The following is a 12,559-nucleotide window of genomic DNA, read 5'->3' on the forward strand; positions in this document are numbered from 1 at the left end:
GGGCGGCAAGCCGCGCCAGCCGCACCTCGGCACACGAATCCGCTGCTACCGCTGCTCCCTTCCGGGCCTGACGGGGTTTACAGCGTATCGTTGCGAGGGGACCGACGCGACTCGCCATTGAACTCGAAGACCCGGCCATGTCCTATGGCGGGGCTGAAGAGAACGTATTATCGTCGATTAAGAGTCCGGCTTCAAGGCTATATAACGTTTGTCTCAAGCGGTCTTCCGGCGTAGGTGTCTCCGTTTGTGACGAACAGACGACAGCAGCGACAGCAGAATGAACCCCATCCCGGTCAGTCCGGTTATCACTTCGGACACTTCGACGACCATGCTGGCCAGCATCAGGAGGGCCAGCGCGCCTATGGCGTAGTGGGCGCCGTGTTCGAGGAACAGGTATTCGTCCAGGGTGCGCTTGTGAACCAGGAAAACCGTGAGGCTGCGCACGAACATCGCGCCTATGGTCAGGCCCAGCATGATGATCACGACGTCCTTGGATAATGCGAAAGCGCCGATGACGCCGTCGAAAGAGAAAGACAGATCGAGTATTTCCAGATAAAGAAAGGACATGAAGCCGGCTTTGTGTGCCGTGTGTTCGGCGGCTTTCGGGGTTTCGAAAAGGGCGGACAGACTTTTTACCAGGACGAATAGGATGACGCCGGCCAATCCGGCGATCAGGGCGTCCAGGCGCTCTTCGTGCGGCAGATAGTGTTGAGCGGTCAAAAGAGCCGTGAGCGCGGTGATGACCTCGATCGATTCCAGTTTGCCCAGGCGCGACAAGCGGCGTTCGACCCAGCCCAGCCAGTGCAGCGTTCTTTCCGATTCGAACAGAAAGCTGAAAAACACGAGCAGCAGGTACATGCCGCCGAACGCGGAAATCTGTATGTGCGCGGACGTGATGTGACGGGCGTACTCGTCGCTTTCTCGGAAAGCCATGATCACCACATCCTGTAGGCTGTGCCCGGTGATGACGGCGACGATCAGGATGGGCAGGAGAAAACGGGCCCCGAATACGGCGATAACCATGCCCCAGGTGAGAAAACGCCTCTGCCAGCGCGGGGTCATTTTTTTCAGTACCGAGGCGTTGACCACGGCATTGTCGAACGAAAGGCTGACCTCCATCACGCTCAAAATGCCCGCCAGGAAGAGACCGGCCAGTCCGGCCCAGTAGTAAGCGGTCGATAAGCCGATCAGCAAAATCAAGAACGAAAACAAGAAATACCGCACAAAAAACTCCGCATTAAATAAAAGTACGGCCATGAGGGTCGGTAACCGTTCTTTCCGCCAAGAGCCGCCGTCCAGGCGAAAGCGGTCAGTCGAACTAAGCGGCAAGTTGCTCCAGCAATTGGCCGATGAAAACGACCTTACTCTCGGGAGTATCGAAGCGGGCAAAAAATTTCAGTTTATCCGGGCCGTCCAGTTTGTAGGTTTGCGGTTGGGCTTGGATCAGACGAATCACCTGGGCCGGATCGACGGCCGGATTCGGATTGAATAATAGCCGGCCGTTTCCGGAGCCCGCTTCGATCTTGTGGACCCCGAGGGCTTCCGCTCTCAGTTTGAGTTCGGTGATCGCGAACAAGTTCTTGGTCTGCGGAGGCAGGAGTCCGAACCGGTCGATCATTTCCACCTGCAGCTTGCGCAAATCCTCTTCGTTCTTGGCATTGGCGATGCGCTTGTAGAGCACGAGACGGGTGTGAACGTCCGGCAGATAAGTGTCGGGAATGAGGGCTGGACACTGGAGGTCGATCTCGGGGCCGGCCTCGTGGGGAAGCATGTCGAGATCCAGCGATTTGCCCGATTTGAGTGCCGCCACAGCCCGTTCCAGCAACTCGGTATACAGGCTGAGACCGATTTCTTGAATCTGGCCGCTTTGTTCATCGCCCAACAACTCGCCGGCGCCGCGGATTTCGAGGTCATGGGAAGATAGCATGAACCCTGCTCCGAGTTCGCCCGTGGCCTCGATCGCCTCGAGCCGCTTGACCGCGTCGGCGGTCATCAAGGATTTCGGCGGTACCACCAGATAAGCGTAAGCGCGATGATGCGAGCGGCCGACCCGCCCTCGAATCTGGTGCAGCTGGGCGAGTCCCAGCAAATCGGCGCGGTGGATGATGATGGTGTTTGCCGTCGGAACGTCGATACCGCTTTCGATGATGGTGGTGCAAAGCAGTACGTTGAAACGCTGATGGTAAAAATCCAGCATGATCCGCTCCAGTTCCCGCTCCGCCATCTGCCCATGAGCGGTGCGGACACGGGCGACCGGCACCAGCTTCTCCAAGTCCCGCGCCGCTTTTTCCATGGTTTCGATCTTGTTGTGCAGGAAATAAACCTGCCCGCCGCGTTTGATTTCTCGGAGTATTGCTTCCTGAATCAGGGCATCGTCCCATTCGCTGACGAAGGTCTTGATGGCGTGCCGGTTGGGCGGCGGAGTGGCGATGATGGAAATATCCCGGAGCCCGGACATCGCCATATTGAGCGTGCGCGGAATCGGCGTCGCGGTCAGGGTGAGAAAATCCAGTTCGCTGCGGAGTTTCTTGAAATGCTCTTTCTGGGCGACGCCGAACCGGTGCTCCTCGTCGACGATCACCAGTCCCAGGTTCTTGAAGCGGACATCCTTTTGCAGAATCTTGTGGGTGCCGATGAGGATATCTATCGTGCCCTTCTCCAAGTCTTCGAGGAGCTGCTCCTGCTGTTTTTTGCCGACGAAGCGTGAAACCACCTCGACCCGAATCGGCCAGTCGGCAAAGCGGTCCCGGAAATTCTGAAAATGCTGCTGTGCCAATAGGGTCGTGGGCACCAGAACCGCCACCTGTCTGCCGTTTTGCGCCGCGATGAAAGCCGCTCGCATGGCTACTTCGGTCTTGCCGAAGCCGACATCGCCGCAGATGACTCTATCCATGGGGAGGGGCGCGGCCATGTCCTTGACGACGTCGAGGATGGCGTTCTCCTGATCGGGCGTTTCCTCGAAGGGAAAGCCGGCGGCGAAAGCGGCATATTCCTCGGTCACCGTTTTATAGGCGTGTCCCTCCTTGGCCGCTCGCTTGGCGTAAATATTCAGCAGTTCCGCCGCGATATCCCTTACCCTCTCGAGTGCCTTGCGCCTGGCCTTTTGCCACTGTTCCCCGCCCAGTTTGTGCAGGGGGGCGGTGTCAGGGCTGGCGCCGCTGTACCGGCTGATCAGGTGCAAAGAGGAAACCGGGACGTACAGCTTGTCGTTGTTTGCATACTCCAGTGCGAGGAACTCGGTTTCGATCCCGCCTACTGTCAGCTTGGTCAGGCCGAGATAGCGGCCGACGCCGTGATCCTGATGCACGACCGGTGAGCCGATATCCAGTTCCTCCAGGTTACGGAAGATCTGTTCGAGGTTGCGATCGGCTGCGGTCCGGCGCCGTCTCCGTTGTTGAGCCCTTTCTCCGGAAAGCTGAGTTTCGGTAATGATGGCCAACGGCGGATCGGTAAGCCAGAGGCCGTGGTCCATCGGCGCGACGACCAGGCAGGGGCTTTTCTCGGCGGCGAGAAATCCTTGCCAGTTTTCGACGACTTGCGGCTTTATGGCGTATTTCGCCAGAGTATCCAGCAGTGCTTCCCGATGACCCGCGGTTTCCGCGACGAACAAAATCCTGCCAGCCTTCTCGCTTAGGAAAGAGGACAATGCGACAGCCGGCTGCTTCAATTTCGGGTCTATCGCGACAGGGGGAAGCGGCCGGCAATCGTAGTCGACCGAATCGAATTTTTCGGTAGGACGCGCGGGAGAGGACGCAATCCAGATTCTGGGATGGACGGCAAGCCGTTCGGCCAGAATGCTGGGCGTCAGAAACAGCGATTCCGGCGGGAGTGGAGGGCGGTCGATATGCCCCGACCGGTGATCGTGCCGCTTTTCGACCTCTCGAAAGAAAACCTCGGCGGCATCGTCGATGGCACGGTGTAGAACGACCGCGGCCGTTTTCGGCAGATAGTCGAACAAGGTTTCGGTTTGGTCCACGAACAGCGGCAGATAGTACTCGATGCCGCCCGACGCGATGCCTTTGCTGACGTCCTGATACAAAGGATTGTTGATGGACGCCTCGGAAAAATGCGTTCGGAATGCCCGTCTAAACCGTTTGATCGCTTCCTCGTCGAAAGGAAACTCGCGAGCGGGAAATAAGCTGATTTCTCTGACTTTCTCCAGGGAACGTTGAGTCTCGGTATCGAAAGTCCTGATCGATTCCACTTCATCGTCGAAAAGCTCGATACGATACGGGACGGTACTGCCCATAGGGAAAAGATCGATGATCGATCCCCGTACCGCAAATTCCCCGTGTTGCAGAACTTGCGACACGCACTCGTATCCGACGCTTTCCAGTCTTTGCCGGGTCTCTTCTAGATTAAGCCGGCTGCCTACTTTTAGCGCAAAGGTGTTGGCCAATACATGCGAGCGCGGCGCCAACCGCTGCATCAAGGTGGCGACCGGAGTAATCAGTATTCCGTGTTCGATGCGCGCCAATTGGGCGAGCGTTTTCAGCCGTTCCGAGACGATTTCGGGCAGGGGAGAGAAAACGTCGTAAGGCAGGGTTTCCCAATCGGGAAAGTGGAGTACCGGCGCGCTTCCGTCCAGAAAAAACTCGATTTCGTGTTCGAGCCTCAGAGCGGTTTGCGTATCTTCGGTCACGATCAGATAGAGCCGTTTATCTTGCTTTACCGCCTGAGCCAAGGCCAGAGAATCGCCGCAGCCATTTAGGTTTTGCCAGACCATGGACGGGGCGTTGTAGCCCGGAACGGTCGGCGTGAACGGTGAAATGGCTCCGAACTGTTTTGCAGCTTGATTCATGGCTCTGAAGTGATGAATGTCGAACGAATAACTAAAGGGGTAGTGTCGCAGAAAAATCCGCTCTAGGCTCTCGTGCGACCGGGTTAGCGGTATTCGGATGTCTACCTATATATATACGGTCAAATTGTTGACAGGTAGGACCGGCATCGATACAGCCTGGTTCTTGGAATTCAATCGAAATAACGCCAATCTTCCGTTTTAACACGGGCACTGCGGAATCAGCGCTCATTGCTTCTATCTAATTGTCTAAAATATGAGCGATTTATTTTTTATATTTTTTTAATATACTAATTACGTCTTCACAAGGTTAACCTATATCTTGTTACGTCAATTTTATAATAGAGGTAGTTTATGAAGGGCAATTTAGCAGACCTTTCCGAAGCCGAACTGGCAAACATGATCGAAAACGCTCAGAAAGCGTTGAAAGAAAAGAAGGAAACTAAGCGCAAGGAAGTCATAAGCAAGATAAAGGAATTGGCTGCTTCGATCGGTGTTAATGTGGACATCACTGAAGGCACAAAGGTCTCCGGGAGAAAGGGCAGTAAAGTTCCGGTTAAATACCAAAACCCCAATAATCTGTCTCAAAAATGGACCGGCCGTGGTATGAAACCGAAATGGCTGCAAACGCTCATCGAGCAAGGCCATAAGCTGGAGGACTTTGAAGTGAAGTCCTGATCGAGAGCAAGATAAGGTCCCCGGCCGGACCGCCGGGTTCCACTGCAATTCTGCTATCGAGTGAACAGGATCGAAAGGATTTTGGCTCCTGAAACTTGGCTGCCGATGAATTCTTGTACCTGGTTTCGCGGCGATTTTGCTAATCCAGATAACGTTTAGTCAATCCGCCATACTCTTCGATCCGCCGGTCACGCAGGTACGGCCAGATTCGACGGACGTCCTCCGATCGGCGGCGGTTTATTTCAACCACCATAACCCGCTCTTCTTTCTCGTTGGCCTGACAAAGAATTTCCCCTTGGGGGCCGGCGACAAAACTATTTCCCCAGAACATGATGCCTCTGGTTTGACCGCTTGGATCAGGCTCGTGCCCGATGCGATTGCAGGAGATGACCGGTAGGCCATTGGCAACGGCGTGTGCCCGTTGAATGGTTATCCAGGCTTGCAATTGCCTTTGCTGTTCGTCGGCGTCGTCGTCCGGATTCCAGCCGATGGCCGTGGGGTACAGCAGCAGATCGGCACCCGCAAGGGCCATTAGCCGCGCGGCTTCCGGATACCATTGGTCCCAGCATACCAAGACTCCGAGTTTTCCCAATGAGGTGGTTATCGGTTTGAAACCTATATCACCGGGCGTGAAATAAAATTTTTCATAATATCCCGGATCATCGGGTATATGCATTTTTCGGTATTTACCCGCTAAACTGCCGTTTTTTTCCAGTACGACAGCCGTGTTGTGATATAGCCCCGGAGCGCGCCGTTCGAATAGCGAAGCTACGATGACTATTCCAAGCTCTTTAGCAAGTACGCCCAAGATTTCGGTGGTCGGTCCCGGTATGGGTTCGGCCAGATCGAAACGGCTGCAATCTTCCGTCTGGCAGAAATAAGGGCCGAGATGGAGTTCCGGCAGCAATACCAGTTTCGCACCCTGGGCCGCGCCATCTTTCACACCCTGAATCGATATCTTCAGATTGACATCCTTGTCCGCAGAGCCGCAGGCTTGTTGTACCAAACCTATTTTGATCGATTGTGTCATATCAGGTTACTCGAACTATTCTCGGAAACTGCATGGTCATGCAGTGCAGGCTGCCGTATTGTCGGATGAGCAGTATACAAGGTATGCCCACGATTTCGCGATCCGGAAAGGCATCGGCCAAACGCGCCACAGCTTCGGAGTCCGCCGGATCGTCATATACAGGGACTAGAACGGCTCCATTGATGATTAGAAAATTGGCGTAAGTCGCCGGCAATCGATCGCCTTCTTCGCTGAAAATCGGTTGCGGAATATTTAAAGGTATCAAGCGATAAGATTGACCCGAAAACGTGACGAAGGTTCGCAGTTGATTTTCCATCGCTTTGAATTCGTCGTATAGCGGATCGCCGGGATCGTTGCAGGCGGTGTAGGCGATCGTATCTGCCGAACAAAAGCGGGCCAGGGTATCGATATGGGCATCGGTATCGTCGCCCTCGGCATGGCCATGGTCGAGCCAAAGAATACGGTTGGCGCCGAGGCTGGTTTTCAGCCGATTGTCGATTTGTTCGCGCGTCAGTTCCGGATTGCGGTTGGGATTGAGCAGGCAGCGGCTGGTTGTCATGATCGTGCCTTCACCGTCCGATTCCACACTTCCGCCTTCTAATGTAAAGTCGACTCTATCCATCGGGATGTCGCCAAGCAATCCAGACGCGTGGAGGTGCTGAGCCAATCGGGCATCAGCCTCGTGCGGATATTTTCCGCCCCATCCGTTGAAGCGAAAGTCGATAAGCCTTACGCCTTGTTCGGTTGCTAGCGTGAGCGGCGCCGTATCCCGCACCCACACGTCGTCGTAAGACATCTGAGCGAACCGAACCCGGTCGAGATTCGCGGCGCATGCCGCCAACCGTTGATGGATATGCCTTTGATGGGCATCATCCCGGCAAATAATAATCACAGTTTCACGGCTAGCGATTTCGAGTGCGATCAGGTCGTATGTTTTTTCGACCGCATTTAGCCACGGCTCGAAATCGCCTTGAGAATAAGGCCAAGCGATCAAAACCGCTGATTGCTCCGCCCATTCGGGCACCAAAACGGATAAAAGTGATGATGTCACGGTCAGAATATCGGTTCCGGAAAAACCGATTATTGTACCGTAAAACATCCGTAGTAGCGGGGGCGCTCGGTTTGGTATACGGTAGCGGGGTATTAGGCACGGCCCAATACGTTATGCGGACAGCAACTCCGCTGGACAGCCGATAAAAATAATGGCGGCGAAAGGGTATTAATTCCGCACAAGAGCTTTTTTTCATAGAGAACACTATGGCATCGACTCTCCATCCCGAATCGAAAACTATCCGCCTTTCCGTCTCCGGCATGCGCTGCGCCGGGTGTGTCGAGGCCGTCGAGACCGCGCTGCGCTCGCTGCCCAATGTGTTTTCCGCCGATGTCAATTTTGCCGATCATTCCGCTCTGGTGCGAGGGAACGTGGACCCGGACGTCTTGCGCAAGGCCGTGCAGGATGCGGGTTACGATGCGGCGGTAATGGAGGGATTGGAAGATCCGGCCGAACAGGAGGCGCTGGAAACCGCCCGTTACCATACGCTGCTCAACAAGGCCGCCGTCGCCGGCGCGGTCGGCGCGCCTTTGATGCTGGTAGAGCACTTCGGATGGTTTCCTATGCTGGGGGAGCCGACCGCCCGCGGCGTGTGGCTGATCGTTTCCATGGTCACGTTGTGGGTTCTGTATTTCTCAGGCGGCCATTTCTTCAGGGGGGCGATCAAGAGTTTGCAGCATCGCCAGGCCAATATGGATACCCTGATCGCGCTCGGCACCGGCGCCGCCTGGTTCTACTCGACCATGGCCATTTTCTTTTCCGACAGCCTGCCGATGCTGGCGCGGCACGCCTACTTCGAAGCGGCGACCATCATTCTGGCGTTCATCAACCTGGGAAGCGCCCTGGAAATGCGCGCCCGCGGCAAAACGTCGTCCGCAATCCGTCAGTTGATCGGTCTTCAGCCGCGAACGGCACGCGTGTTGAGGGATGGTCAAGAGATCGATATTCCCATCGCGGAGGTTGGTCTGGATGAAACCTTGCGGGTGAGGCCGGGCGAAAAAATCCCGGTGGACGGCGTCGTCATCGAGGGTCATTCCAGCCTGGACGAATCCATGCTCACCGGCGAACCCATGCCGGTCGAGAAAACCGTGGGAGACGAAGTCGTCGCCGGCACGCTCAATCAGTCTGGAACGCTGCTGTTCAAGGCAACCCGGATCGGGCGCGACACCGTATTGGCGCAAATCATCGCCAGCGTTCGAAAGGCGCAGGCGAGCAAGCCGGAAATCGCCCGCCTCGTGGACCGTGTTGCTTCCGTGTTCGTTCCGGCAGTCGTGGCGGTTTCGCTGCTGACCTTCCTGGTTTGGTGGACGGCCGGGCCGGCCCCGGCGCTCGGCTACGCCTTCGTCACGGCCATGACGGTGCTGGTAATCGCCTGTCCCTGCGCCTTGGGGCTGGCTACGCCGATATCCATCATGGTGGCGGTCGGAAAGGCGGCGCAGAAGGGCATCCTCATCCGCAACGGCGACGCGCTTCAATCGGCGGGGAAACTGACCTGCATCGTGCTGGACAAAACCGGAACGGTGACCGAGGGCAAACCGCGTCTGGTTCGAATCGAGACCTCTCAGGATTGGACCGAGGAACAGGTACTCCAATGGGCGGCGAGTCTCGAAACCGGGTCCGAGCATCCCCTGGCCGCGGCGATTCTGGCGGCGGCCGCCGAGAAGAACGGCACTCTCCTGCCGGTTACGGGATTCGCGGCGGTTGCGGGTCATGGCGTTTCGGGTCTCATCGAAAACCGTGCCGTACTGTTGGGTAATTTGACCTTGATGGCCGAACAGGGAATCGATTGCGGACGTTTCGCCGAACGCTTGACCGAGTTGGCTAGCGAGGGGCAAACCCCCGTCCTGTTGGCGGTCGACAGAACCGTGGTCGGGCTGCTTTCGGTGGCCGATCCGATCAAGGCGGATTCCAAGCAAGCCGTTGCGCGATTGAGATCCATGGGCGTACGGGTGCTCATGGTAACCGGCGACAACGAGGTCACGGCCAAGGCGATTGCCGCCGAGGCCGGCATCGACGAGGTACGCGCGCAGGTGCTTCCCCAGGATAAGGCTGCTGTCGTGAAAGCCTTGCAGGAGGCCGGGGAGATCGTAGGCATGGTAGGCGATGGCATCAACGATGCACCGGCCTTGGCCCAGTCCAACGTGGGGCTGGCGATCGGCACCGGCACCGATGTCGCCATAGAAAGCGGCGACGTGGTGATCATGGGCGGTTCGCTCCTGAAAGTAGCCGAGGCCATGGAGCTGTCGCGGGCCACGGTGCGCAACATCAAGCAGAATCTGTTCGGAGCCTTTATCTACAACACGCTTGCTATTCCGATCGCCGCCGGTTTTCTCTATCCGGTTTTCGGAATCCTGCTCAATCCCATGATCGCCGGCGCAGCCATGGCGATGTCCTCGGTGACGGTGGTGAGCAATGCCAACCGCTTGCGGTATTTTTGACGGACCGGGCCCGCTCGCTTCTATAGCAATGGTGGTAGAATTCTCCGGTTTTTCGGCACGGTTTTAGCTGAAGCGGAGGTAAGTTAATCAATGGCAGGTCATAGCAAGTGGGCCAACATCCAACATCGCAAGGGCGCTCAAGACGCCAAGCGCGGCAAGCTGTTCACCAAGCTGATTCGGGAGATCACCGTGTCGGCCCGGAACGGAGGCGGCGATCCCGCGAATAACCCGCGCCTTAGGGCGGCGATGGACAAGGCCCTCACCGCCAATATGTCCAAGGACACCATCGAACGGGCCATCAAGAAAGGTACCGGTGCTGGCGAAGGCGACAATTACGAGGAAGTGCGCTACGAGGGCTACGGCCCCGGCGGCATTGCGGTAATGGTGGATTGCCTGACCGACAACCGCAATCGCACGGTTTCGGAAGTGCGCCATGCCTTCACCAAGGCGGGCGGCAACTTGGGCACCGACGGCTCCGTGGCCTATTTGTTTTCGAAGACCGGCATCATCAGTTATCCGGCGAGCGTCGAAGAGGACCGGGTGATGGAGGCCGCGCTCGAAGCCGGCGCGGACGATGTGATCAGCAACGGCGACGGTTCGATCGATGTGCTGGTCGCTCCGGATCAGTTCGAGACGGTGCGCGATACGCTCGCGCAAGCCGGGCTCGCGCCAGAGAGCGCCGAGGTGACTATGCGAGCCAGCACCAGCGTGGCCTTGGACAAGGACGACGCGGAGAAGATGATCCGCCTTCTGGAGCGTCTGGAAGATTTGGACGACGTACAAAATGTTTATTCCAATGCTGATATCAGCGAGGACATCCTCGCCCAGATCGGATAAAGAGGCGATGTGACGGTCGTTTTGGGACTGGACCCGGGGTCACGCCGTACCGGCTACGGCGTCGTTCGCGATAGCGATAAAGGACCCGTCTTGATTGCCTGTGGGTGTATTCGCACGGAAACGGATCATTTTCCCGAACGCCTCAAGCAAATCTATGACGGGGTCTATAAAATCGCGCTCGAATTCCGGCCCGACGAACTGGCCATCGAGCAAGTGTTCATGCACAAGAATGCCGATTCGGCTCTGAAGCTCGGGCAGGCCAGGGGAGCCGCCATCTGCGGGGGCCTTGCGGCGGGATTGCCGGTTCATGAATATGCCGCGCGGCAGGTGAAGCAGGCCCTGGTCGGAAAAGGCAGTGCGGACAAGCTGCAAGTCCAGCACATGGTGCGTTTCCTGCTCAAATTTTCTTCGCCGCTGCAATTGGACGCCAGTGATGCTTTGGGCGTGGCCTTGTGCCATATCCACCACCGGCAGACCTTGCGGCGTCTGCGGCTGGCCGGAGTTGTGATGCGATGATCGGATTTTTGCGCGGTTTGGTGGTCGCCAAAAAGCCGCCTTCTCTTTTGTTGGACGTGCGCGGCGTCGGGTACGAGATCGACGCGCCGATGTCGACCTTCTACAAGCTGCCGGAGATCGGCGAAGAGGTGACGCTGTACACCCATCTGGCGATCCGCGAGGACGCCCACAGCCTGTTCGGATTCGTATCCGAGGCGGAGCGCGCCCTGTTCCGCAGCCTGATCCGTGTCAGCGGCGTCGGTGCGAAGCTCGCCCTGGCGATTCTGTCGGGTTTGAGCGCCGAAGAGTTCCACCGTTGCGTGGAAGCGCAGGACGCCGCCCGTCTGGTGCGCTTGCCGGGGGTCGGCAAGAAAACCGCGGAACGCTTGATCATCGAAATGCGGGACCGTCTGCCCGAGCTGCCCACGGTTCATCTGCCCGGCGCGGGAACCCTGCCGGCACCGGCGGCGAGTCCGGTGGACGATGCGGTCAGCGCATTGATCGCTTTAGGATTCAAGCCGCAGGATGCCAACAGCCTGGTGCGGAAGGTTCCGGTCGACGGCAAGAGCAGCGAGGAGATCATTCGTTCAGCCTTGCAGTCCGCGGCGAAGTAAAAACCGGCTGAACTTTGATACGATAGAATCCGAGCAGCCATGGCGAATCCAGCGATTAAACCCGCGACCTACGAAGACATTCTCGCCCTTCCGCCCAATTTGGTGGGAGAAATCGTTTACGGGCGCCTGATCACCCATCCCCGTCCGGCGCCGCGTCATGCGCGGGCGTCATCGAATCTCGGGGTTCGGATCGGCGGTCCTTTCGATTTGGGTGATGGCGGCCCCGGAGGCTGGTGGATTTTGGACGAGCCGGAGCTTCATCTCGGTGGGCACGTCCTGGTGCCGGACCTGGCCGGATGGCGACGGGAGCGAATGCCCCGCTTGCCCGATGCCGCCTGGTTCGAATGCGTACCGGACTGGGTTTGCGAAGTGCTGTCGCCGTCTACGGCCCGCGACGACCGCGCCGAAAAGCTGCCGCTCTACGGCTCCCTGGGCGTAGCTCATGCCTGGCTGGTCGACCCTGACACGCGGGTTCTCGAGGCTTACGAAAACCAGCAGGGGCGCTGGTTGCTGGTACAGACCCATGCCGGCGACAGCCGGGTTTCCGTTCCGCCTTTCGAAGCCGTCGAATGGGCGTTGGGGGAACTGTGGGCGGAGTAATTGCCGCTCAAAATAGAC

General features: G+C 57.5%; 10 protein-coding genes and 1 other RNA gene. 6 read left to right on the forward strand and 5 right to left on the reverse strand.

The window, feature by feature from the left end:
* Positions 1–10: 10 nt before the first annotated feature.
* The 3 genes from ffs to mfd form a co-directional block, all read right to left on the reverse strand.
* Positions 11–107, reverse strand: an RNA gene (ffs, locus tag B2A78_RS05765) — signal recognition particle sRNA small type.
* 106 nt (positions 108–213) lie between these two features.
* Positions 214–1,224: a DUF475 domain-containing protein gene (locus tag B2A78_RS05770; RefSeq protein ID WP_077729113.1), complete on the reverse strand. Its 1,011-nt coding sequence runs from the start codon at positions 1,222–1,224 to the stop codon at positions 214–216.
* 94 nt (positions 1,225–1,318) lie between these two features.
* Positions 1,319–4,726, reverse strand: a complete 3,408-nt coding sequence (gene mfd / locus B2A78_RS05775; protein WP_240502433.1) for a transcription-repair coupling factor — start codon at positions 4,724–4,726, stop codon at positions 1,319–1,321.
* Between the two features lie 426 nt (positions 4,727–5,152).
* Between mfd and B2A78_RS05780 the strand changes: the two genes are divergently transcribed.
* Complete coding sequence (locus B2A78_RS05780) at positions 5,153–5,476, forward strand: H-NS histone family protein (RefSeq protein ID WP_077728962.1); 324 nt, start codon at positions 5,153–5,155, stop codon at positions 5,474–5,476.
* Between the two features lie 139 nt (positions 5,477–5,615).
* On the opposite strand, the gene B2A78_RS05785 is transcribed toward B2A78_RS05780, so the two are convergent.
* Complete coding sequence (locus tag B2A78_RS05785; protein WP_077728963.1) at positions 5,616–6,506, reverse strand: carbon-nitrogen hydrolase; 891 nt, start codon at positions 6,504–6,506, stop codon at positions 5,616–5,618.
* A 1-nt stretch (position 6,507) separates the two neighbouring features.
* On the reverse strand, positions 6,508–7,557 hold the full coding sequence (locus B2A78_RS05790) for an agmatine deiminase family protein (RefSeq protein ID WP_240502424.1): 1,050 nt from the start codon (positions 7,555–7,557) through the stop codon (positions 6,508–6,510).
* Between the two features lie 206 nt (positions 7,558–7,763).
* On the opposite strand from B2A78_RS05790, the gene B2A78_RS05795 reads away from it, so the two are divergent.
* The 5 genes from B2A78_RS05795 (at position 7,764) to B2A78_RS05815 (ending at position 12,541) form a co-directional block, all read left to right on the forward strand.
* Positions 7,764–9,995: a heavy metal translocating P-type ATPase gene (locus tag B2A78_RS05795; protein ID WP_240502425.1), complete on the forward strand. Its 2,232-nt coding sequence runs from the start codon at positions 7,764–7,766 to the stop codon at positions 9,993–9,995.
* 90 nt (positions 9,996–10,085) lie between these two features.
* Entirely contained in the window at positions 10,086–10,832 is a 747-nt protein-coding gene (locus B2A78_RS05800; protein WP_077728966.1) for a YebC/PmpR family DNA-binding transcriptional regulator, read from the forward strand.
* A 9-nt stretch (positions 10,833–10,841) separates the two neighbouring features.
* Positions 10,842–11,348, forward strand: coding sequence for a crossover junction endodeoxyribonuclease RuvC (gene ruvC, locus B2A78_RS05805; RefSeq protein WP_077728967.1), 507 nt, complete (start codon positions 10,842–10,844; stop codon positions 11,346–11,348).
* Complete coding sequence (gene ruvA / locus B2A78_RS05810) at positions 11,345–11,941, forward strand: Holliday junction branch migration protein RuvA (RefSeq protein ID WP_077728968.1); 597 nt, start codon at positions 11,345–11,347, stop codon at positions 11,939–11,941. Before ruvC ends, ruvA begins: the two co-directional genes overlap by 4 nt.
* Before the next feature lie 39 nt (positions 11,942–11,980).
* Entirely contained in the window at positions 11,981–12,541 is a 561-nt protein-coding gene (locus B2A78_RS05815; protein ID WP_077728969.1) for a Uma2 family endonuclease, read from the forward strand.
* Positions 12,542–12,559 lie beyond the last annotated feature (18 nt).

Origin of the sequence: Methylocaldum sp. 14B (assembly GCF_002005105.1) — a bacterium.
In the GTDB taxonomy this organism is placed as follows: Bacteria; Pseudomonadota; Gammaproteobacteria; order Methylococcales; family Methylococcaceae; genus Methylocaldum.